The sequence below is a fragment of the Allobosea sp. GW821-FHT12C12 genome (assembly GCF_058807355.1).
This window is the reverse complement of the sequence record NZ_JBXAQP010000010.1, coordinates 40,575-62,223: the sequence shown is the minus strand read 5'-3', so window position 1 is coordinate 62,223 and position 21,649 is coordinate 40,575. Positions and strand designations below refer to the sequence as shown.

Sequence of the window (21,649 nt, the reverse complement as noted above, 5' to 3'; positions counted from 1 at the left end):
CGGGACATTCAGCAACTACGGTCAAAGCCGCGCGATCCGTTCGTGCGAACGATGAACCTTGGTCGAGATTCCGGAGGCCACCATGTACAAGCCCGATCCCGCGATCGTTGCCAAAGATCCGCTGCTGCAGCCGCTGACCATCAAGCGATTGACGATCCGCAACCGCATCATGAGCACCAGCCACGCCTGCGGACTAGAACAGGGCGGGATGCCCGCTGAAGCCTATCAAGCCTATCACGAGGAGAAGGCGAAGGGGGGCATCGGCCTTTCGATGTTCGGCGGGTCGTCGAATGTCGACATCGATTCGCCCAACATCTTCCGCCAGCTCAATGTCGGTACCGACGAGATCATCCCGCATTTCCAGCGGTTCAGCACCCGGATGCATGCGCATGGCGCGGCGCTGATGTGCCAGATCACGCATCTGGGCCGTCGCGGCGACTCTTATGCCGCTGAAAGATTGCCGACGATCGCTCCTTCCCCGATCCGCGAGACCGCGCACCGCAGCATCCCCAAGGAGATGGACGAGCACGATATCGCACGGGTCGTGAAGGCCTTTGCCGCCGCCGCCCTGCGCTGCAAGGAGGGCGGGCTCGACGGCATCGAGACCCAAGCCGGCGGGCACCTCATCGGGCAGTTCCTGTCGCCCGACATGAACCGGCGCACCGATCGCTTCGGCGGATCGCTGGAGAACCGTTGCCGTTTTGCGTTGATAGTGCACGAGGCGATCCGGAAGGTGGTGGGTGATGACTTCCTCGTCGGGATCCGCATTACCGTCGACGAGGGACCGCACAACGCGCTGCAACTGGAGGAATGCATCCGCATTTGCCAGATCCTCCAGGCAGAGGGCGCGGTCGACTTCTTCAATGCGATCTACGGCTCGATGGAATCGGTGCCGGCGCTCGCCAAATACAATATGCCAGGCATGGGTACGCCGCTGGCGCCCTGGGTCGAGCCGGTCGGCGTATTCCGGCGTGAGGTCGGATTGCCCGTCTTTCATGCCGCGCGCATCGCCGATCTCTCGTCCGCGCGTTACGCGGTGCGCGAGGGCAAACTTGATATGGCCGGCATGACGCGAGCCCAGATCGCGGATCCCTACATCGTCGCCAAGCTCGCCAGCGGACGGGAGGCAGAAATCCGGCCATGTGTAGGCGCTACCCATTGCCAATCGCCGCAGCGCCCCTCCTGTCTGCACAACCCGGTGACAGGCCGGGAGCTCACTCTGAAGCATGTCATCCCGAAGGCGAACAAGCCGGGTCGGAAGGTTGTGGTCGTGGGCGGAGGGCCGGCCGGCCTCGAAGCTGCCCGCGTCAGCGCCGAGCGCGGCCATGTCGTCTCGCTCTACGAGGCCGGGGCCGAATTCGGCGGCCAGATCCTGGTCGGCGCGAGTTCCTGGCGGCGCGACCTGAAGGGCATCGTCGAGTGGCGCGTCGCCGAGCTTCAACGCCTCGGCGCCAGCCTGCATGCCAACGCCTTTATGGACGAGAACGATATCGCCGCACTGGATCCCGACGTTGTGATCATGGCGACAGGCGGCCTGCCGGCGGTCGATATTCAGGAGGGGGGGGCTTTATGTACCACCACCTGGGACGTGCTCACCGGTCAGGTCGCCCTATCCGGGGATGTGCTGGTTTTCGACGGGACCGGCAGGCATCCCGCGCCGCTTGCGGCCGAGCGTGCCGTCGAGATGGGGGCGCGGGTCGCTTACATTTCGGTCGATGCTTTCATCGCCGAGGAACTGACCTATTCCGAGCGTACCCGCTGGAAGCAGCTTTTCCTGAAATACGGTATCCAGCCGGTCACGGAGACGCGTCTGATAGCGGTCGAGCGTCAGGACAACCGGCTTCTGGTCAAGCTCTTCAGCGATCTCACGCAGGAGGTGACGACCCGGATTGTCGACCATGTCGTGGTCGAGCAGGGCTCGATTCCGATGTCGGAGGTGTATGACGCGCTGCGCGGGCGTTCAGCTAATGACGGGGTGACCGATCTCGAGGCCCTGGTGAAAGCCGAGCCACAGCCCGGTGGCCCGGCGGCCGACTTCGCGCTGCACCGCATCGGCGATGCCGTCTCCAGCCGCAATATTCATTCGGCGATTCTGGATGCCTTGCGGATCTGCAGCGCGCTATGACGCGCTGCAGATCGAGATCGAATCCGTCAGCGGCCAATTCCGTCGAGGAACTGGTACCAGCCGGCCACTGTTCGGACGGCGGGCTCGCGCATAAAATAGAAGGGGATCGCCTCCGGGCGCTTCCGCCGCATCAGGCAGAGATCGGGTTCCTCTCCGATGACGAGGTCGAGTGCGTGCCGGCCAAGCAGGCTGGCCATCGCGATTCCCGTGCCGTTGTAGCCCACCGAGAAGGCGGTCCGTTCATTGACGAGCCCGATTTGTGGCAGGCTGTCCATCGTCATCGCGACGAGTCCGGACCAACGATGGGTGATCGCGACGTCGGACAACTGCGGGAAGAGGCCTTTCATCGCCATTTCCAGCGCAGCGAAAGCCGAAGAGGAGTCGGTTTTGCCAAAGGCGCCGCGGCCGCCGAAGAGCAGGCGGTCGTCGATGCGGCGGAACCAGCGCATCATCCTTCGGGTCTCGCTATAGCTGCGCCCCTTCGGCACGAGCGTCGCGAAGGTTTCAGGCGGAAGCGGTTTCGTCGCGACCATCGCGCTTCGGAAAGGGATAACGGCTTTCCTGACAATGGAGGTGGCCGGGGACAGGTCGGAATAGCCGTTCGTCGCCACGATCAGGCGCCCGGCGCGGACCGAACCTTGCGAAGTCACAAGCTCTACGCCGGAGGAAGCCTGTATCACCTCTTCGACCATCGAGCGTTCGAAGATCTCTCCGCCGCCCTTGACGACTGCTTCGGCCAAGCCACGGGCGTAGTTCAAGGGGTGAATGATGCCCGCATGTGTGTTGAGCACACCGCCAGTGAAACCGAGACTTCCGATCTCGGCCGCGGTCTCCTCTGCGCCCAGGACTTTCAGACTGTTGTCGCCGAATGTATCGCGAACCGTCTTTGCTTCTTCCTTCAGCGCCTCGAGGGCATGAGTGTTGTGGGCGCAGCGCAGATTGCCAGTCTTGGCGAAACCAGCCGATTCGATACCGAACTCCTCGACGTAGCGCTCGACGCAATCCATGGCGTCGTGCCCGAGGCGGCTCATACGCTTCGCGGTTTCCACGCTGTGGTGTTTCGCCATGTCGCTTAGCGAGACACGGTATTTGGTCGACACCACTCCGCCATTGCGGCCCGATGCGCCGAATCCGACCTCGGATGCTTCAACAAGGACAGGTTTTAGGCCGGTTTCGATCGCGCGCAGTGCTGCCGAAAGGCCGGTATATCCAGCCCCGATGATTGCCACGTCCGCCGACGCGTCATGGGTGAGAGGCTTCGGCACCGAGGCCGGCATCCCAGTTTCGCGCCAGAGGGAAGCCGGTGGCGTCAGCCGCTGCATGGTTCTCACCCCTGGCGACGCTCCGAGGTCAATCGAGCTCGACCGCGTCGGCCAGCTCGCCGAGCGTCGCGAAGTGGAAGTCCGGCTTGGTGACCTCCTTCGGCACCGGGGTCCCACCGAAACCCTTCAGCCCCTTGCGTCGCTCTATCCAGCAGACCTTGTATCCGAGCTCCCGCGCGACTCCGATGTCGTGGTATTGGCTCTGCGCGACATGCAGGATCTCCTCCTGCTTGTAGCCAAAGGCCGACTGCCTGCCGAGATTGTATGCGAAGAAGCGCGGATCGGGCTTCGGGTACTTGGCCTCGTCGGACGTGATACTGTCGTGGAACGGCAAGCCGAGCTTGTTCGCGCAGTTGGTGTAGGCGACCCTGTCATAATTTGTCATCGCGACCAGACGAAATTTGCGCCGCAGTCGCCGGAGCGCCTGCCCAGAATCGGAAAAGGCGGGCGCGTTGAAGAAGAAGCGGAAGTAGCAATCGGCCGCTGCGTCGTCTGTCGGCAATCCGAGCGTCTTGGCGGCTGCGATGTAGACGTCGCGCATGACGGCGCTCGCGGCACCAGGGGAATCGGTGCGTGCGGTGAGGTAGGCGCCGAAGATTTTGTCCTCCGTCAACTTGGCGGCGGCCGGGCCGCCGGCGGCGCGAAATCCGTCAAGAACACCTTTTTCGAAATCGATGCAGGTTCCGACGATATCGAACGTCAGGACTTTGAAGTCGGCGAAAGACATGTGGAGCGCCTTTTGGATGCGATTTGCGGGCCGCCGAAGCGGCCGCCTGGATCCAAGTGTCCGCATTGGGATCGTCCGCGCAACGTCCAAAATAATCAACGGCCGGGTTACATTTTGTAATGTCCGAGCTTCGACGATTGCTCCCTTCGCTCAACACCCTTGTGGCATTCGAAGCTGCCGTGCGATGCGGGACCTTCGCGCGGGCGGCTCGGGAACTCGGGGTTACCAGCCCCGCCGTGAGCAGGATGATCGGCCGCCTCGAGCTTCATCTGGAGCTGTCGCTGTTCCGTCGAACGCCGTCCGGAGTCGTGCTGACGGAGGACGGAAACAAGCTGTTCTCGGGAGTTTCGCGCAGTTTCGGCGATATTGAGCGCATTGTTTCGGAACTCGTCGGCCGCCATCGCGTCCCGCGGCGGCCGATCGTGTTGTCGGTGTCTGCCGCCTTTGCGACGCACTGGTTCATGCCGCGGCTCGCGCGTTTCCAAGCGAGGTTTCCCGGTGAGGAGATCCAATTTCAGTTGATCAACGGGCCACTGGAAGGCCCGGTCGAAGGTGTCGATATCTCGATGCGATTCGACCCGCGACCGGGCGACAAGGTCAAGGTCTTTCCTCTTATGAGGGAACTGCTGCTCCCGGTCTGTTCGGATCGGTACGAGGAAGCGCGCGCCGATGCCGGTTCGCTGCTCCCCGCCGCCGCGCGGATGATCACGCTCAGCGGTTCGAAATTTCATTGGGCCGAGCTCTTCGCGTCAGACAGCACTTTGCAAACGGCGAGCGAGCTCCTCTTCACCGATTATACGCTCGTCGTCCAAGCGGCTTTGGTGGGGCAGGGCGTCGCTGTTGGTTGGTTCAATGTCATTTCCAGTTTGTTGGCCGGAGGCGCGCTGGTTCCGGCGCGCGCGGAGCTGGTCCCAACCGGCCGGCGCTGCGATCTCGTTGTGTCGCGGTGGCCGCATGCGGAGGTAGTGAACGAGATATGCCAGTGGATACTTGATGAGTATAGGGAAGATGCCTCTCTGGTCGCAATGCGTCATCCGGATATCGCGCCTGTGCTGCTTGCCGAACTGGCTTCTATTGAGAGGTAGGACTGGCTTGTTTCAATTCGCGGTGACGCCAACTGCTAACCTGCCTTGCATGCGAGGAGGACAGCATCCGCCCCTGCCTTGGCGCGACTGACATTGCACCACGGGTTTCGGCGGACCGCATCGCCGGGCCTCGAACCCTCTCCTCATTTCCAATGGCGAAGGCGACATGAAGATCACATCGGCGCGCATCTATCTGATCGAGAGCGGCGGCATCCGCCCGGTCATCCTGGAGCTGGAAACCGACTCGGGCATTATCGGCCTCGGCGAGGCCTGCATCGCCTACGGCATCGGCGGCACGGCCTCCGCCGGCATGCTGAAGGATATCATCGAGCGCTACATGAAGGGCGGGATCGATCCATTCCGGATCGAGGCGCTCTGGACCGAGATCTACGATCACGGATTCTGGGCCAAGGGCGGCGGCCCGATCGTCTATGCGGCGATGAGCGCCATCGAGCAGGCGATGCTCGACATCAAGGCCCGCAGCCTGAACCTTCCGGTCTACGAGCTTCTCGGCGGACGCGTTCATGACGAGCTGCGCACCTACTGCAACGGCTGGTACTTCGGCTGTACCCAGGACAGCCAGTTGCCGGCGGCGGCTGCGAAAGCCGTCGAGGATGGATATGGCGCGCTGAAATTCTACCCCTTCGTCACGATCCTGCCGGAGGGTAAGCTGCGCCATCCGTCCTACCGCGCCGCCAGTGACCGCAGCGTTGCCAAGCGCGCCATCGCGACGGTCCGCGAGATTCGGCGCGCCGTCGGTCTCGACGTCGAGATTATGCTGGATCTCTCGGCCGGGCTGACGCCGGACGACACGATCCGGTTCTGCCGCGACGTCGAGGACCTCGACATCACCTATGTCGAGGAGCCGGCGGTCCCTGGCGACGTGGCTGCCCTGGTCAAGATCGCCAACGGCATCTCGCAACGCGTCGCGGTCGGCGAACGTGTCTATTCCCGCTACGGCTTCCGCGACATCCTCGAAAGCCGTGCTGCCGACATCCTCCAGCCCGACATCGGCAACACCGGCGGTCTGCTCGAAGCCCGTAAGATAGCGGCGATGGCCGAGGCCTACGGCATGAAGGTTCAGCCCCACATCTGCGCCAGCGCGTTGTCGACCGCGGTTGGGATGCATTTCAGCGCCTCTATCCCGAATTTCTACATCCAGGAGCACTTCCCCTACTGGGCCCGCATTCCCGGCCATGTCGAGGTGCTGGAAAACCCGATCGAGTTGTCGGTGAAGGACGGCGTCATCCCGGTCAGCGACGCTGCGGGCTTTGGCGTCGAATTGCGCCGCAATGCGCTCGGCAATTCGGTCTATGGTGAGTTCACATTGTCCTGATCATATGGGACGAAAGATCACTCTTGAAAGGAGAAGCTAAAATATGTTTATCGTTCTGAAGATTAAGGCTAAGCCCGTGTATCACGGTTACGATGAGGAAGGAAAATTATTGTAGATTCTGTTGGATCCGATAATTTAGTTGAGAAGTCGATCAAAATCGATAGGATTCTATCTCTCACGGAGGATTATATTTTTATTGAGTGCCCACATGATACGATTCAGACTTGGGAATATGAGGGCTCGCTCGCGGAGATCAAAAGCCAGCTGGCGTCGATCTCGGTCCTTCTCTGACGACCCTGGCCTTCTTCACCGTCATGTGGTGTGTGATCTCTCAAGCCAAGATCGCCACCGGGTAACTTGCTCGTTCCAGAGAGGGTTCCTCTCCGGAGTTGATGCGTCGGGCAGAGAAGCGGATGGCGGCGCCTGAACGGATTCGAACTCGCTTGTGGCAGAGGTGTCAGATCGCCAGCCTCAACGAATGTCGGTATCGGTGGTTGTGTGCCCCCGCAACCATCGCAACTTGCGATTCCAAATCAGCCGCCTCTCCAGGGCGGCTTTTTTGCGTTCGCGCCGATCCCACCGTGACGGCCACCCTTTTGCCCTTGAGGGACATCGTCAGGATGCCGGCCAGATCGCCACGCACGTCGATCTGCAGCGCGCCGTCGTCCGGCGTCAGAATGATCTCCTTCACCAGCGACCGCATCAGGTCGGCCGCAGTCATCCGCTTGGCTTCCGAATCCTCCTGAAGCGCGGCATAGAGCGCGTCGACCTGGACGCGATAGTGGTGCGCCATGTTCGGGTGCAGCAGGGGAGGGGGCTCCTCGGCTTCCTGCACGAATGTCCGCCACCTCTTCTTCCCAGCGCAGGCGGACGAGCTGAAGGATAGCCCTTCCGCGAAATCTGTCGCTGAGCGGCATAAGGCATGGAAGGTCGATGTCCCCGCCGATGATGCTGCTCTGTGGGACTGGCTCGCCGCACTCGACGAAGCCAGCCGCATGGCGTTGCTCGCCCATTGCGTCAGCTATGGCGTCAACGCGCTCTACGAGAAGCCGAATCCCTACGGCGGTTCCAGTGTGAGCGAGCACGACCTGAAAATTCGCCTGGCGCAGGCCGATCGTCTTGCGCGGACGACCGGCATGGACATGGTGGAAGCCGGTTGGCGTCCGACAGTCGGCAATTATCTCGGCCGCGTCACCAAGGCGCGCATCCTCGAAGCCGTTCGCGAGGGCGCCGGCGAGCGGGCCGCGCAGCTCATCGACCATATGAAGAAAGGCGACATGGCCAAGGAAGCCGAACGCCTGCTGGCCGACACCGGTTGGCTGCCGGAACCGCTGCGCCTCAACGGTGCCGAAAGCGAGCCCAACGCCGAAAGCGCGGAGCAGGCCTGCGGCGCCGAGGCATTGCCGGCATTCCTTTCTGACGATGGTGAAGGCAGCGAGCCGGTTGAACCGGAAGACGACGAGCCCGCCGCAATGATCGCGGCCGAGTAGCGCGGACGATGCAGGGCGGTTCCGGCCGTCCCGCACATTCCCAGCCCATCCTTAGCCCGGCCATCGCGCCGGGCATCTTCGTTTCAGGAGCCTTACATGGCCGACTACTTCACCCGTTTCTCGTGCCTGCTTGACGTCGGCACACCTGAGAACGCCGCGCGCCCTCGATCTCTACAATGCGCTCTCCGAAGAAGGCGCGTCGGAGGAACCACCTTCCGAGGGCTTCCTTCTCTCGATCGAGCCGGAGCATGGCGGCACGCAGCTCGGGATGCGCGATAATGCCACCGGCGATCCCGAGCGGCTGATCCAGTTCGTGAAGCGGTGCGCCACGGAATTCGGCCTCACGGGGCGTTGGGGTTTCCAATACGCCAACACCTGCTCGCGCCCGCGCGTCTATGGCTTCGGCGGTGGAGCACATGCTCTCGACCTCGCGACCGGCGAGACCATCGACTGGATCTACACCGATGGCTGGCTCGCCAAAGTGCTCAACGGCGGCACGCCCGAGAACTGACAAAAAGCGCCCACCTCCGCGGTTGAGCGCTTTTTTCATGTCAGGCCTCTGAGAGGGAGAGGCCGGCCGGGAAGGGCTGAGTCCGGGCGGTTCGAAGGAGAGCGCCGCGCGGGCTTGTCCCGTTTTCGCTCTCCCGAGGTTTCCGACATGAAAATCGTGCCTCCCGTCCCCGGCGACGCCGCCGTGACGTTTCCGCTCGCCTCCGACAACGCTGCCACGGCGATCCTGGCGGCCGCCAATCTTCCTTCTTCTCCATCTTGAACGCAGCGCCCGCATTGACGCTGTCATCTTACGCACCGCACTCGGAACGGCATTCGGCGCATCAGACACATCCGGCGCCTGGACGTGGAAAACGGCCTACGAGGCCTGCGAGGTCGCCGCCGTCCTGTTCCTGCGCAAATACGGAAAGGCCCTGTTCCGTAAATCCGTATCCCCGGCAGCGCGGCTCTCCGCCTTGTCGAAAATCACCGGGCTCCTACCGTCCCACACCCGCCGCTCGGAAGAGAGCCAAGCGCTCCAGCAATTCTCGACGCCGGTCCCGCTTGGCCTCGCCATGGTGACGGCTGCGGCTTATCGCGCCGACCGACATCGTGTTGGAGCCCTCTGCCGGCACCGGACTGCTCGCCATTCTCGCATCGACGGCCGGCGGCTCGCTGATCCTCAACGAACTGGCTGACGTCCGTGCTAACCTCCTCTCGTCCCTCTTTCCGGCGCTTGCCGTCACACGGTTCGACGCCAGGCAGATCGACGATCATCTCGATCGGGCGGCCGTTCCCTCCGTTGTGCTGATGAATCCGCCATTCTCGGCCATGTCCAATGTCTCCGGCCGCGTCGCCGATGCCGGGTTTCGCCACATCGCATCGGCCTTGAACCGGCTCGCGCCCGGCGGCCGGCTCGTGGCGATCACCGGCGCCAATGTCGGTCCCGACATGCCCGACTGGCGCGATGCGTTCGTGCGCCTGCAGGAACGAGGCCGCGTTGTCTTCTCCGCCGCTATCGCCGGTTCGGTCTATGCCAGGCACGGCACCACGTTCCCCACCAGGCTGACCGTCATCGACAAGCTGCCGGCCGACCACCCGCCAGCTTTCCGGCGTCGCCGGGCATGGCGCCCGATGTCGCCACACTGCTCGGATGGATCGAACGCGACGTGTCTACCCGTGCGCCCGTCGCCTTGCCGGCGACCTCCGCGCCCATCTTGGCGACACCCCCTAAATCCGTGCGCGGTTATCTCGCTCGTGCGGCCTACTCGCATCCGGCTGCGCCGATCGCCGCCGACCCCGAAGGCGTCGCGCTCGATTATGAGACCTTAGACTGGTCGCCGACCGAAGGCGCGTACCTGACCAACGCCATCTATGAAGAATACGGATTACAAACGATCCGTATCCCCGGCGCAGGCGCAGGCGTACCGGCGCATCGAAGTGATGCTCGGCGCCATCCCGGTCTCGCAGGCACCAGCGGCGCGGTAGACCGTCGCCACGGGGGATCGCGAGCAGGTCGTGCGCGCGTAGTTCCGCCAACGTCGTCGGCCATCCGCGCCGGTCGAGATACGCCGGGGCGGCGCACAGCACGCAGTTGATCGCACCGAGACGACTGACGACCAAGCTGGAGTCGCTCATCGGCCCCATGCGGAAGGTGACGTCGACTTGTTCCGCCACGAGGTCGACGGTGCGGCTCGTCAGATCCATCGCCACTGCGACGTCCGGACGGTCGCGAAGCCTATGACGCGCTCATCGAGAAGACGCCGGCCCCCGAAGGCGTCGAGTGGAGCGAGACCGAGATCGGGAGCGTTCGGGGATGGCTGTGCCGACCGGCCCACGCCGTGCCGGGCCGCGCCGTGCTGTTCCTCCATAGCGGCTGCTACGTGCTGGGGTCGGCGACCGCCTATCGCGGCCTCTCCAGCCAGCTCGCCGCGCGGGTGAAGGGTGCCGTGTTCGTCGCCGATTACCGGCTGGCGCCCAAGCATCCGTTCCCGGCGGCGTTCGACGATGCGCACCAGGCGCTGGACGGAATGGCGCCGGCCGGCTTCGACTCCGTCGCGGTAGCCGGGGACTCGGCCGGGGGCGGCCTCGCGCTCGCGCTGGTGGCGTCGGGAGGTCCCGTAACGAAGGCTGTCGGAACGGCGCTGTTCTCACCTTGGATCGATTTGTCGCTCGCCAGCGAGACGATGGAGAGCCGGGCCGATGCCGACCCGATCCTCTCGCGCTCGATCCTCCAGCAGGGGGCCGAGCAGTATCTGCGCGGCGCGGACCCCGCCGACGCTCGCGTGAACGCCATGAGCGGTGACCTGGCCTCGCTGTCCCCGGTGCGGATCGGCGTGGGCGACGACGAGGTGCTGCTCGCCGACTCCCTTCGATTCGGTACGGCCGCCAAGGCGGCCTCGGCGTCGTGCGAGGTGCACGTCTGGAAGGGCATGGTCCACGTCTTCCCGTCCAACGTCGCGATGCTCAAGGCAGCGCCCGAGGCGCTCGACGGCGCCTGCGCCTTCCTCGAAGCCGCCTTCGTCACGGAAGCGGGGCTGTGAAGCTCTACTGGGGGCGCGGCACCTGCGCGATCGGCATCCACGTCCTGCTGGAGGAGGCCGGGCTCAGCTATGAACTGGAGTAGATCGACGTCGGCCGTGGCGCGACGCGCGAGGCGGACTTCCTGGCGATCAATCCGAAGAGCAAGGTGCCGACGCTCGTCCGCGACGACGGCTCCGTGCTGACCCAGTTCAGCGCGATCGCGACCTGGATCGCGCGACAGGCGCCGACGGCGGCACTGCTTCCGGAGGATGCTGAAGGGGAAGCGCGCGCGATCGAGGTCCTCGCCTATGTCGAGGGGACGATCCACGGCCAGGGCTATGGCCGGCTCTTCGCGCCCTCGCAGTTCGCGCCGAGCGACGAACTGGCCGAGACGGTGAAACAGCGGGGACGCGAGATCGTCGAGCAGGGCTTCTGCGTGCTCGGTACCGCGCTCGCGTCTCACGACTTCGCGGCAGGCGACCATTTCACCATCGCCGACGCAGCCCTCTTCTACGTCCAGCGCTGGGCGCCGAAGGTCGGCATCGCCCTGCCGACGCACGTTCGGCGCCACTTCAGCGACTGATCGCCCGTCCAAGCATCGACCGGGTCCGGCGTCTCTGGGGAGAAGCCTGAACACGACGGTCTTCGTAAGTCGTCGCCAGGGCGCTTACCCAACGACGGCAGCAGATCGTCCCGCAGGCGAGACGCATCGTCCATATTGGATATCTATTCGACCGTTCGCGGATCGCTAGATCTGAGCGGGCCACAGCAAGGCACCTTCGATCCCGGCAAGCGCCGACGCCCGGAGGGAAGCGATCAGGCCCAGATATCGAAAGGACGTTCCCCGTGCAGAAAACCGGCAACACCATCCTCATCACCGGCGGCGGCTCGGGCATCGGCGAGGCGCTCGCTCACCGTTTCCACGACCTCGGCAACACGGTCGTCATCGCCGGCCGCCGCATCGAGACGCTGGAGAAGGCGATCGGCGATCGGCCCGCATGCACGCGCTCGTTCTCGACCAGGACGATCCCGCGAGCATCGCGGCCTTCGCCGAGAAACTCGTCGCCGACCTCCCGGCCGTGAACGTGCTCTTCAACAGCGCGGGCATCATGCGCATGGAGCCGACGCTCGCCAAGCAGCGCGACCTGAGCGACGCCGAAGCCTCGGTCACGAGCAACCTGCTCGGCCCGATCCGGCTGACCAGCGCGCTCGTCGAACATCTCGCCGGCCAACCGAACGCGGCGATCGTCAACGTCACCTCGGGGCTCGCTTTCGTGCCGCTGGTGATCGCGCCAACCTATTCCGCGATCAAGGCGGCGATCCACAGCTACACCATCTCGCTGCGTGCCGTTCTCGACGGCAGCATCGAGGTGATCGAGCTCGCCCGTCCGGCCGTGCGCACCACGCTCACGCCTGGCCAGGAGAACAACGAGCGCTTCATGCCGCTCGACGACTTCGCCGACCAGATGGTGGCGAAGTTCCAAGAGACCCCCACGCCCAGGGAGATCCTGGTCGAGGGCGTCGACTTCATGCGCAACGCCGACAAGGAGGATCACTTCGACGACACGCTCGCGGCGATCAACCCGTTCCTGAAGCCGAAGGCGTAGCATGTCGCCACGACGAGGTGGTGGTCTGCCGGCGAGCGCTGCCTGACAGCAGACCCTGCTCCGGGGTGGGTCTCCATCACAATCCAACATCATCAGACGATCCCCCGGAGGATCGCGACTACAAGGACGAAAGCGATGTCGGCAGAGAGATGAAGGCGGCGCGATTGCATGCGTTCGGCGGACCGGAGGTCCTGCGATACAAGGATGCACCGCGTCCCGTAGCGGGTCTGGGGGAGGTGCTGGTCCGCGTCCACGCCGCCGGTATCAATCCTCCCGACCTCTATCTGCGCGACGGCTATCGCGCGCTGCCGCCTGAATGGCGGCCCGATCCCCTCTTCCCGCAGATCCTCGGCACCGACGTGTCCGGCACGGTCGCGGCGCTCGGCGAGGGCGTCGAAGGTTTTGCGACCGGCGACGAGGTGTTCGCCATGGTGCGCTTTCCCGCCGACCTGATGAAGGGCAGCGACTGTTACGCCGACTATGTCGCGGTCGCGGCGTCGGAGTTGGCGCTCAAGCCCGCCGGCATCGATCATGTCGAGGCCGCCGGCGCGCCGATGTCGCTGCTCACCGCCTGGCAGTTCCTGATCGATCTCGGCCACAACGAGCCGAACCCGTTCCAACCCTTCGCTCACCGGCCCGTGGACCTCGCCGGCAAGACGGTGGTGGTGAACGGCGCGGGCGGTGGCGTCGGCCATCTCCTGATGCAATTGGCGAACTGGAAAGGAGCGCGGGTGATTGCCGTCGCCTCGGGTCGCAACAAGGCGCTGATGCGCGACCTCGGCGTCGACCGTTTCATCGACTATGCCAAGGCGCCGGCGGACGAAGTCGTCCACGACGCCGACCTCGTCGTCGATGCGGTGGGCGGCGCCGGCATGGAGCGGTTCCTCCGCGTCCTGCGCCCCAGCGGCGCGCTGTTCCTCGTCAACCCTCTCGGCTTCGCCGGCCAGGTAGAGGCCGAGCAGCGCGGCATCACCGTCTCGTCCACCCAGGTCCGCTCGAACGGCGCACAACTGGCGGAGGCGGGAGGCCTGCTCGCCGACGGCACGGTGCGCATCGTGGCGACAGCCGCTTCCCGCTGGCGGATGCCGCAGGCGCACATGCCCGGGCTGCATCCGGGGCAAGATCGTCCTTACCGCCGTCTGACCGGCCGCAACCGCGAGCTGTCGCATGCTGATCGTGACCGGCACCGTGTCCGTGCCTCCCGCCGAACTCCCCCACTTCATGGCGGATCTGCATCGCCTCAGCACAGCCACTCGGCTCCGTGACGGCAATCTGTCCTACGACGCGGCCGTGCTCGACGCCGCTGCCGGGCGGCTTCTCGTGGCTGAGCGGTGGCAAGACCAGGCAGCGCTCACCACACATCTGGAAGCCGAGGACACGCGGACCTTCATCGTGCGCTGGCAGGGTCGCATAAACGGTGACATTCGAACCTACGATGCCATAGCCCGCGGCGAGGTGCCGCTCGCCGCGCCTGATCCCGCCTTCACGCCGGCCGACTCCGATGTTTCGATCGTAAGCTTCGAGCCGCGCCATGCCGCCGCGTTCGCGGCGCTTAATGTCGAGTGGCTGGAGCGATACTTCGCCGTCGAGGAGAAGGACCGCTTGCAGATCGAGAGCGCGCAGGACTCCATCGTCGACAAGGGCGGCGCGATACTCATTGCGGAAGCCGAGACCGGCGAGGCGATCGGCTGCGTCGCCCTGATCCCGTACGCCGACGGAGAACTCGAGCTGGCGAAGATGGCGGTGTCGCATGCCGCGCAGGGGCGCGGGGTAGGCCGCAAGCTGATGGACGCCGCGATCGCGCACGCCCGGATGATCGGCGCGCGCTCGATCTATCTCGAATCCAACACGAAGCTCATCCCCGCGGTCACGCTCTACGAGCGCAGCGGCTTCCGCCATCTCGCGCCCGAGGAGCGCGCCGTGTCGCCCTATGTGCGCTGCGACGTCTACATGCGGCGGACACTTTGACGCTTCGGAGGGAAAGAACAGTCGCTAGGCAAACTGTGCAGCAAGCGTCTTAGCATCCGCGCCGGCGGGGATACGGAAAGGCGAAGAGGCGTCAGTTACGGCCTGCCAGACCGCCTCCGCCACGTCGATCGCCGTGGTGACCTCGACAGACTGCGGCGGCGTAGTGGAGAACACCTGCTTGGCCCAGGCTGCATAGGCTTCGGGGATGCCGTTCCGGGAGCGGGCGCGGGCCGTCGCGCTGAACGAGGTTTCCGGTGCGCGACCTGGAATGACCAGCCGCACGCGTATCCCGAACGGCTCCACCTCCAGCGCGAGGTCTTCGCTGAACGCCTCCACGGCGGCCTTGCTGGCCGTGTAGGCCGACAGCATCGGCAAGGCCTTCAGCGTCACGGCCGACGACACGTTGACGATCACGCCCGAGCCCTGTGCCCGGAAGCCGGGCAGAACGGCTTGCGTCATCGCCATGGGACCGAACGTGTTTAGCTCGAAGAGTTGGCGCGTCGCGTCGATCGGCACGCCTTCCAGCGCCCCCATGAGACCGGCGCCGGCATTGTTGACCAAGGTGTCGATCGGCCCGGCTTCCTCCACGGCGCGGGCAACGCTGGAGGCATCCGTCACATCGAGTGGAACGATGCGGAGCCGTTCGGACGCGGGCAGCACCTCCTCGCGGGGAGTGCGCATCGTGGCGACGACGGTCCAGCCGCGATCGAGGAAGGTGCGGGCGGTCGCCAGCCCGAAGCCCGACGAGCTGCCGGTGATGAGGATCGTGTTCATGCAATAGCTCCTGTGAGAGGTGGTGTGGCGCGGCCGGGAACGGGGTCGGGCGCGCGTCCGCGAGGGGGCCGGGGCTGGGTGCGTCCAGCCTACTTCATCTCGATGCTGCCTTCCGGCGCGGTCTCGGCCGCGAGCGCCGCGCTGGTCTCGGCCCAAGTGGGGTCGCCCGGATAGAGCGCACTGCGCAGGAAGGCGGTCGAGAGGCGCTGGATCGCGGCGACGCGCTCGGGACGTTCGTCCGTCGTTTCGCGTGCCTCGTATCCGGGGATGCCGCCGAGAGCGTGTTCACCGCCGAAGGCCGTGAAGAGCGCCTTGGGGGATGGGCTCAGATCGTAGGCGTCGCGCCACCAGTCGGCGCCACGTGTCGAAAGCCTGCCCACATCATGGTCACCGACCACGATCAGGGTCGGCGTGGTCATGGTCGAGAAGTCCGGGACCATGAACGGGAAGGTGCGAGCGGCGTGTTCGGTCAGATCGGCGCCGCTGCCGGGTGCCGCCAGTAGCACGCCCGCCTTGATGCGGGCATCTTTCCGGTCGACCACCGATCCGTCGTCTGGATCGGGATGAGTGGCCCCGAGCAGGGTGCCGGCGGTCTGCCCGCCCCACGAATGGCCGGCGACCGCGATACAGGAACCGTCGATCCTGCCTCGGATAATAAAGGCTTCGCTCTCGATCCGATCGATGCTGTCGAGTATCGCCACCAGGTCTTCCTCGCGGAAGCGCCAGAACTGTGGGCGACGCGGATCATCCGGGGCGAGGCCGAGCATCCGCGCGTCCAGGTGCGTCGGCTGGAGCACGACGAAGCCGTGGGCCGCCCAATAATCGACGAGCGGACCATAGGCGTGAAGCGACTGGCCGTTGCCATGCGAGAAGATGATGATGGGCAGCGCCTCGCCCACGAGTGGCGCGGACACCCGGACGTGCAGATCAACGCCCCGACGCGCGGACGGCAAGATGGCGGATGCGAGGGACGCGACGGCAGACGGACCGCCTCCGGCAATCGATTTGGACATGGGACGGCCGACCTCGTGACTGGCAAGCGGATCATTGATCCGCTATGATTAGATACGGATCATTGTTCCGCTTATCAAGGAGCCTCGTGAGTATGGCGCCGGCCAAATCGAGGAACGTGGTCGAGGAGGCCTCTCGGGCCGAGCGCGATGCGGGCGCATACCCGCCGCGAATGCGCGCCGATGCCCGCCGGAACGAGGAAGCGGTGTTGGAGGCCGCCAAGATCGTGTTCGCCCGATCAGGCGTCGATGCGCCAATCCGGGAGATCGCGGCCGAGGCGGGTGTCGGACTGGGGACGCTCTACCGCCGCTTTCCAACCCGCGCCGATCTGGTGGCGGCGGTGTTCCGTCGTGAGGTCGACGCTTGCGCGTCTGCGGCTGAGCAGCTTGCCGCCGAACACGGGTCGGCCGAGGCGCTGGCGGCATGGCTGATGCGGTACACGCGCTTCCTGGCCACCAAGCAGGGGCTGGCGGCCGCGCTTCATTCCGGCGATCCGGCCTTCGCTAGCCTGCCGGACTACTTCCGAAGCCGGTTCGAGCCCGCCCTGTCGATGCTGCTGGATGCCGCCGCCGGCAGCGGTGAGACCCGTACCGACGTAGCCGCCTATGATCTGCTGCGTGCGATCGGGAACCTTGCCGTGGCGTCCGGAGACGATGGCGCAGCACACACCGAGCGGATGGTGCTGCTGCTGATGGATGGCCTGCGGTTCGGGGCGAGAAGCTGAATACCTACCCCGGAGCGGTTCGGAGATCCAAAGCGTCAGGTTGCGCCGGCTTCGATCGCGGGTTCGCCTGGAGGCGGCATCCGCAACGTCGTACGGAAAGCCTGAAGTAGCTTGCTGGTGTAACGATGTCTCGACCGCCATTGCCTCCCTTCACCGCCGAAACCGCGGCACAGAAAGCCCGCATGGCGGAGGATGCCTGGAACAGCCGCGATCCGCAGAAAGTGTGTCCTTGGCCTACACGCCCGACAGCGTCTGGCGTAACCGTGCCGAGTTCCTGGTGGGGCGTGAGGCGATCGTCGCCTTCCTGACGCGCAAATGGGCAAGGGAGCTGGATTACCGCCTCATCAAGGAGGTGTGGGCGCATGACGGCAATCGAATCGCGGTGCGGTTCGCCTACGAGTGGCGCGACGACAGCGGTCACTGGTTCCGCTCCTACGGCAACGAGAACTGGGCGTTCGACGATGCCGGCCTGATGGCTCGCCGCATCGCCTCGATCAACGATCTTCCGATCACGGAGGCCAATCGCAAGTTTCGCTGGCCGCTCGGTCGTCGGCCTGACGATCATCCTTCGCTCGACGTCGATGCGCTGCGCCAGGCGTTCACGGGCGTCTCCACCCTGTTCCTCCTCAACGGCGTCGTCGCCGACGAGTACACCCAGGCTCTCGTAACGCTCGCCATCGCCCGCGAGGTCGGGATCGAGCGGATCGTCTATCTCTCGGTGATCCACAGCGACCGCTACGTTAACGCGCCCCATTTCGCCGGCAAGTTCGGGGTCGAGCGCATGATCGAGCAGATGGGGCTCCACGCCACTATCCTGCGGCCGGCCTACTTCATGGACAACGAGCTGACGATCAAGGACGCGATCGCGAGCTACGGCATCTACCCGATGCCGATTCGGCGCCAAGGGCATCGCCATGATCGACGCGCGCGACGTCGGCGAGATCGCGGCGATCGAGCTCGTCCGCCGCGAGCAGTCGGCCACGCCGCTACCGCTGACCCGCATCAACCTGGTCGGACCCGACACGCTGACCGGCGCCGATGCCGCCGCCGTCTGGAGCGACGTGCTCGGCCGGCCGATCGTCTATCCCGGCGACGACACCGCGGGCTTCGAGCGAAACCTGCGCCAGTTCATGCCGAGCTGGATGGCGCTCGACATGCGCCTGATGGGCGAGCGCTTCCTGACCGACGGCATGATCCCCGATGCCGGCGACGTCGAGCGCCTGACCGCGCTGCTCGGCCGGCCGCTGCGCTCGTACCGCGACTACGTAGGCCAGATCGCCGGCTGATCGCCCGGCAGGGCACTAACCCTCGACGGGTCATCCTCTACCTTGCGGAAATGCCCGGGCCAATGATGAGGTCGTGCCAAGCAGAGCCAGTTGTCGCCGTCGCTAAGGCCGCGAGAACGATCATCGGTCCCGTGATCGCCCCGGCCAGAGAGTTGCTTCCGCCCTCCATCCGACGTGCGCCGGCTGATCGTCGCAGCCGACAACGACGATGCGGGTGCAGGCGCCGCCGCCCGGCAGCTTGCAGAGGAGGAGCAGGCGACGTGCGTGGTCGCGATCCCCGCCGCGCCGGAGGGACAGGATTGGAACGACCTGCTCCGGGAGGTCGCAGGTGACCGATCACCTTATCCCCGAGCTGCCGCCCGGCAGCATCGTGGTCTGCGACAACCTGCCCGCTCACAAGGTTTCTGGCGTACGCCAGTGCCTGGAGGATGCCGGTATGGGCCTGCTCTATCTTCCGCCCTACAGCCCCGACTTCAACCCGATCGAGCAGGTCTTCGCCAAGCTCAAGGCGCTGCTACGACGCGCCGCGCCACGCTCGTTCGACGCCATCGTCGCAGCGCTCCAAACCATCCTCAAACGCTTCCGTCCCGCCGAATGCGCCAACTACATCCGACACTCAGGATATGTGCAAACGTGATCGAGTCTGACTCTAGCTTCAACGGCGGCGGAGCCCTTCGATGAGGTGGGTCATGACGCTCTGGGTCAACAGTTCAGGTTTCGCTCCCGCATGGGCTTTGTTGTCGATGATCAGCATCGAAAGACCATGGACGGCCGACCAGGCCGACAGGACGGCCATAGCGACCGACATCTCGTTGTCCGTCGACACAGCGAACAGACCTTCCTCCGCACCCCGCACCACGACGTCGCGCAGAACGGCTTTAGCGCCGGCACCCGAGGTTTCCGTCAGTTCGGGCCGCTCACCCTCCGGTTCGGCAAGCTCTGGGCCGAACATGAGCCGGTAGAGCGCGGGGTTGCTCGCCGCGAACGCTACATAGGCTCGCGCGATGGAGAGCATCGCTATGCCAGCATCACTGGCCCCTTCCATGGCGCTGCTCATTTCCAGCCGAAGAGTGTCGAAGCCGACGGCCGCAACAGCGTCCAGAAGGTCACGCTTTTCCGCGAAGTGATTGTAGGGCGCGTTGTGCGAAACGCCTGCGCGGCGCGCGACTTCCCTCAGGGAGAAATTCCAGTTCTGCTCCTCGGTGACGATCGCGACGCCCGCGTCGATGAGCGCCTGTCTGAGGTCGCCGTGATGATATTTGCGCGAGGGAGCGGATTTGCTGCGTGAGTTCATCCTGCTCCCCTAGCAAGACCCACCGATATTGACAATGCCCATATCTTGTTCCGCTTTCCGGCCCGAGCCGTAGAGTGCGACGCGCCAATCGACTTCACGGACGCTCGCCCAGCGCGAAGAGAAGTCCTCAAGGAACACGTCACACAAGCTGAAAGGTGGCGGAATCGCTCTGGAGATGCTGCGCATCGCGGTGGAGTGTGCCTCAATTCACTCGGTGGCTGCCGCACACGCCGCGGGTGATGTGGCGCGGCGCATTCCCTAAGAAGGGCGGGTTCGGGGAAGCCGATGACACCTATCAAAATTTTCTATGTTGACAGTGACAATTTCCTTCATCATATTGACACCGTCAACTTCGCTCGGAGACGATCTGCCGCTGAGCAATGAGACGCACCACTGTTGGAGGCTATCATGAACGCTCAACCGACCATTCCCGTCGATGTTTCGTTATCCGACGTGCTCGACAGGCAGCGCGCCGCATTCCTCGCAGCGGGCGCGCCAGCGATCGACCAGCGACTCGCCAGCCTGGCGAGGCTGAAGAAGGCGATCCTGGCGCGTCGCTCCGAATACGAAGAAGCGATCAACGCCGATTTCGGCAACCGCTCGCGCTTCGAGACCGCGGTCATGGAAATCATGCCCGTGATCCAGGGCATCGACTATCTCCGGAAACACCTGCGTCGCTGGGCGCGATCGAAGTCGCGCCACGTCGCCATGCAGTTCCGCCCGGCTCGCGCCAAGGTCGTGATGCAGCCGCTCGGCGTGGTCGGTATCGTGTCGCCGTGGAACTATCCGTTGGCTCTATGCCTCACGCCGCTCGCCACCGCGCTCGCCGCCGGCAACCGCGTGATGATCAAGCCATCGGAGTATACGCCGCGGACGTCGGCGCTGATGGCTGGGATGCTGGCCGAGGTCTTCTCCGAAGACGAAGTCGCGGTCGTCGCTGGCGGGCCGGATATCGGCGCTGCCTTCTCGGCGCTGCCGTTCGACCACCTGTTCTTCACCGGCAGCACCAGCGTCGGCAAGGCGATCATGCGGGCGGCAAGCGAGAATCTGGTGCCGGTGACGCTCGAACTGGGCGGAAAGTCGCCGGTCGTCGTCGGCGACGACTATTCGATCCCGCGTGTCGCCAAGGCACTGGTCTACGGCAAGCTTAGCAATGCCGGCCAGACATGCGTCGCCCCTGACTATGTTTTCGTTCCCGAGCACAAGGTCGACGCCTTCGCCGCGGCCTACGAAGCGGAAACCCGCAAAGCCTACCCGCAGGGACCGGCCGACAAGGGCTATGCCTCGCTGATCAGCCAACGCCATCACGACCGCCTTGTCGGCCTCATCGAAGATGCGCGCATGAAGGGCGCCAGGATCGTCCAGATCGGCTCCAAGCCGGAGGTCGGCCGGGCGAACACGCTAGCGCCCACGATCGTCGTCGGTGCAACGCCCGACATGAGGATCATGCAGGAAGAAATCTTCGGTCCGGTCCTGCCGGTCGTCGCGTATCGAGATATCGACGCAGCGATCGCGCGTATTAACGAGGGCGACCGGCCCTTGGCGCTGTACGTTTTCAGCGATCGGCCGGCCGTCGTCGACCGAGTGCTTTCCGGCACGACCAGCGGCAGCGCAGTCGTCAACGACACCTTGCTGCAATTCGTTCAGGACGACATGCCGTTCGGCGGCGTCGGAGCGAGCGGCATGGGCGCCTATCATGGCGAAGAAGGCTTCAAGACCTTCAGCCACGCCAAGAGCGTGTTCATCCAGTCACGGCTCAGCATGGCGGGAATGATGCGCGCTCCGTTTGGCGCTCTCGCTGATCGCGTGCTGAATTTCATGATCCGCTGACGACCTAGCCCGGCATTCGTCGCAGCGCCGGCTCAATTCCCTACACAAATAGGAGCCA

Annotated in this window: 14 protein-coding genes and 10 pseudogenes; 17 read left to right on the top strand and 7 right to left on the bottom strand. The window is 64.8% G+C overall.

The annotated features are described in order from the left end of the window. Window positions 1-82 precede the first annotated feature (82 nt). A complete protein-coding gene (locus AC1RRW_RS15360) occupies window positions 83-2,125 on the top strand; it encodes an oxidoreductase (protein WP_492901632.1) in 2,043 nt (680 codons plus the stop codon). 26 nt (window positions 2,126-2,151) lie between these two features. On the opposite strand, the gene AC1RRW_RS15355 is transcribed toward AC1RRW_RS15360, so the two are convergent. Continuing rightward, window positions 2,152-3,447: an NAD(P)/FAD-dependent oxidoreductase gene (locus AC1RRW_RS15355; protein ID WP_492901631.1), complete on the bottom strand. Its 1,296-nt coding sequence runs from the start codon at window positions 3,445-3,447 to the stop codon at window positions 2,152-2,154. Between the two features lie 28 nt (window positions 3,448-3,475). After that, entirely contained in the window at window positions 3,476-4,174 is a 699-nt protein-coding gene (locus tag AC1RRW_RS15350; protein WP_492901630.1) for an HAD-IA family hydrolase, read from the bottom strand. A 119-nt stretch (window positions 4,175-4,293) separates the two neighbouring features. Between AC1RRW_RS15350 and AC1RRW_RS15345 the strand changes: the two genes are divergently transcribed. Together AC1RRW_RS15345 and AC1RRW_RS15340 are read left to right on the top strand one after the other, a co-directional pair. After that, entirely contained in the window at window positions 4,294-5,259 is a 966-nt protein-coding gene (locus AC1RRW_RS15345; protein WP_492901629.1) for a LysR family transcriptional regulator, read from the top strand. A gap of 166 nt (window positions 5,260-5,425) precedes the next feature. Further along, on the top strand, window positions 5,426-6,595 hold the full coding sequence (locus tag AC1RRW_RS15340; RefSeq protein ID WP_492901628.1) for a mandelate racemase/muconate lactonizing enzyme family protein: 1,170 nt from the start codon (window positions 5,426-5,428) through the stop codon (window positions 6,593-6,595). A 457-nt stretch (window positions 6,596-7,052) separates the two neighbouring features. On the opposite strand, the gene AC1RRW_RS15335 is transcribed toward AC1RRW_RS15340, so the two are convergent. Continuing rightward, on the bottom strand, window positions 7,053-7,430 hold the full coding sequence (locus AC1RRW_RS15335) for a hypothetical protein (RefSeq protein WP_492901774.1): 378 nt from the start codon (window positions 7,428-7,430) through the stop codon (window positions 7,053-7,055). On the opposite strand from AC1RRW_RS15335, the pseudogene AC1RRW_RS15330 reads away from it, so the two are divergent. From AC1RRW_RS15330 to AC1RRW_RS15320, 3 pseudogenes are all read left to right on the top strand, one after another. Continuing rightward, window positions 7,414-8,085, top strand: a pseudogene (locus AC1RRW_RS15330) (DNA-binding protein); the annotation flags it as partial. The gene AC1RRW_RS15335 and the pseudogene AC1RRW_RS15330 overlap by 17 nt on opposite strands. A 96-nt stretch (window positions 8,086-8,181) precedes the next feature. Then, window positions 8,182-8,596, top strand: a pseudogene (locus AC1RRW_RS15325) (hypothetical protein). A gap of 147 nt (window positions 8,597-8,743) precedes the next feature. Further along, window positions 8,744-9,995 (top strand): annotated as a pseudogene (locus tag AC1RRW_RS15320) (methylase); the annotation flags it as partial. Window positions 9,996-10,059: 64 nt separating this feature from the next. On the opposite strand, the pseudogene AC1RRW_RS15315 reads toward AC1RRW_RS15320, so the two are convergent. Then, window positions 10,060-10,281: pseudogene (locus AC1RRW_RS15315) on the bottom strand (LysR substrate-binding domain-containing protein); the annotation flags it as partial. Between the two features lie 149 nt (window positions 10,282-10,430). Here AC1RRW_RS15315 and AC1RRW_RS15310 point away from each other — a divergent pair. The 5 genes and pseudogenes from AC1RRW_RS15310 to AC1RRW_RS15290 all read left to right on the top strand — a co-directional run bounded on the left by AC1RRW_RS15310 (window position 10,431) and on the right by AC1RRW_RS15290 (window position 14,672). After that, complete coding sequence (locus AC1RRW_RS15310; RefSeq protein ID WP_492901627.1) at window positions 10,431-11,117, top strand: alpha/beta hydrolase; 687 nt, start codon at window positions 10,431-10,433, stop codon at window positions 11,115-11,117. A gap of 83 nt (window positions 11,118-11,200) precedes the next feature. Beyond that, window positions 11,201-11,680 (top strand): glutathione S-transferase family protein, encoded by a 480-nt coding sequence (locus tag AC1RRW_RS15305; protein ID WP_492901762.1) that lies wholly within the window; start codon window positions 11,201-11,203, stop codon window positions 11,678-11,680. Between the two features lie 263 nt (window positions 11,681-11,943). Beyond that, a pseudogene (locus tag AC1RRW_RS15300) lies at window positions 11,944-12,704 on the top strand (SDR family oxidoreductase). Between the two features lie 149 nt (window positions 12,705-12,853). Further along, a pseudogene (locus AC1RRW_RS15295) lies at window positions 12,854-13,878 on the top strand (NADP-dependent oxidoreductase). Further along, the gene (locus AC1RRW_RS15290; RefSeq protein WP_492901626.1) at window positions 13,872-14,672 is read left to right on the top strand and encodes a GNAT family N-acetyltransferase; all 801 of its coding nucleotides are present in this window, start codon (window positions 13,872-13,874) and stop codon (window positions 14,670-14,672) included. The pseudogene AC1RRW_RS15295 and the gene AC1RRW_RS15290 overlap by 7 nt, the downstream one beginning before the upstream one ends. A gap of 24 nt (window positions 14,673-14,696) precedes the next feature. Here the strand turns inward: AC1RRW_RS15290 and AC1RRW_RS15285 are convergent, their stop codons facing one another. Both AC1RRW_RS15285 and AC1RRW_RS15280 read right to left on the bottom strand, forming a co-directional pair. Next, on the bottom strand, window positions 14,697-15,446 hold the full coding sequence (locus AC1RRW_RS15285; protein WP_492901625.1) for an SDR family oxidoreductase: 750 nt from the start codon (window positions 15,444-15,446) through the stop codon (window positions 14,697-14,699). Window positions 15,447-15,535: 89 nt separating this feature from the next. Further along, a complete protein-coding gene (locus AC1RRW_RS15280) occupies window positions 15,536-16,459 on the bottom strand; it encodes an alpha/beta hydrolase family protein (protein WP_492901624.1) in 924 nt (307 codons plus the stop codon). 170 nt (window positions 16,460-16,629) lie between these two features. Between AC1RRW_RS15280 and AC1RRW_RS15275 the strand changes: the two genes are divergently transcribed. The 5 genes and pseudogenes from AC1RRW_RS15275 to AC1RRW_RS15255 all read left to right on the top strand — a co-directional run. Further along, window positions 16,630-17,181 carry a TetR/AcrR family transcriptional regulator gene (locus tag AC1RRW_RS15275; RefSeq protein ID WP_492901760.1) on the top strand — a complete coding sequence of 184 codons (552 nt, stop codon included), beginning with the start codon at window positions 16,630-16,632 and terminating at the stop codon, window positions 17,179-17,181. Between the two features lie 125 nt (window positions 17,182-17,306). Further along, window positions 17,307-17,755: pseudogene (locus AC1RRW_RS15270) on the top strand (nuclear transport factor 2 family protein); the annotation flags it as partial. Continuing rightward, window positions 17,753-18,467: pseudogene (locus AC1RRW_RS15265) on the top strand (NmrA family NAD(P)-binding protein); the annotation flags it as partial. The pseudogenes AC1RRW_RS15270 and AC1RRW_RS15265, both read left to right, overlap by 3 nt. Before the next feature lie 174 nt (window positions 18,468-18,641). Beyond that, window positions 18,642-18,770: pseudogene (locus AC1RRW_RS15260) on the top strand (toprim domain-containing protein); the annotation flags it as partial. A gap of 16 nt (window positions 18,771-18,786) precedes the next feature. Beyond that, window positions 18,787-19,104, top strand: a pseudogene (locus AC1RRW_RS15255) (transposase); the annotation flags it as partial. Window positions 19,105-19,122: 18 nt separating this feature from the next. Here AC1RRW_RS15255 and AC1RRW_RS15250 read toward each other — a convergent pair. Further along, entirely contained in the window at window positions 19,123-19,761 is a 639-nt protein-coding gene (locus tag AC1RRW_RS15250) for a TetR/AcrR family transcriptional regulator (RefSeq protein WP_492901623.1), read from the bottom strand. Between the two features lie 396 nt (window positions 19,762-20,157). On the opposite strand from AC1RRW_RS15250, the gene AC1RRW_RS15245 reads away from it, so the two are divergent. Next, window positions 20,158-21,591, top strand: coding sequence for a coniferyl aldehyde dehydrogenase (locus tag AC1RRW_RS15245; protein WP_492901622.1), 1,434 nt, complete (start codon window positions 20,158-20,160; stop codon window positions 21,589-21,591). Window positions 21,592-21,649 lie beyond the last annotated feature (58 nt).

Coding starts and splice junctions, on each gene's coding strand:
- AC1RRW_RS15355 (WP_492901631.1), bottom strand. CDS start 3,447: ATGCAGCGGCTGACGCCACCGGCTTCCCTCTGGCGCGAAACTGGGATG.
- AC1RRW_RS15345 (WP_492901629.1), top strand. CDS start 4,294: ATGTCCGAGCTTCGACGATTGCTCCCTTCGCTCAACACCCTTGTGGCA.
- AC1RRW_RS15280 (WP_492901624.1), bottom strand. CDS start 16,459: ATGTCCAAATCGATTGCCGGAGGCGGTCCGTCTGCCGTCGCGTCCCTC.
- AC1RRW_RS15340 (WP_492901628.1), top strand. CDS start 5,426: ATGAAGATCACATCGGCGCGCATCTATCTGATCGAGAGCGGCGGCATC.
- AC1RRW_RS15350 (WP_492901630.1), bottom strand. CDS start 4,174: ATGTCTTTCGCCGACTTCAAAGTCCTGACGTTCGATATCGTCGGAACC.
- AC1RRW_RS15360 (WP_492901632.1), top strand. CDS start 83: ATGTACAAGCCCGATCCCGCGATCGTTGCCAAAGATCCGCTGCTGCAG.
- AC1RRW_RS15250 (WP_492901623.1), bottom strand. CDS start 19,761: ATGAACTCACGCAGCAAATCCGCTCCCTCGCGCAAATATCATCACGGC.
- AC1RRW_RS15290 (WP_492901626.1), top strand. CDS start 13,872: ATGCTGATCGTGACCGGCACCGTGTCCGTGCCTCCCGCCGAACTCCCC.
- AC1RRW_RS15275 (WP_492901760.1), top strand. CDS start 16,630: ATGCGCGCCGATGCCCGCCGGAACGAGGAAGCGGTGTTGGAGGCCGCC.
- AC1RRW_RS15285 (WP_492901625.1), bottom strand. CDS start 15,446: ATGAACACGATCCTCATCACCGGCAGCTCGTCGGGCTTCGGGCTGGCG.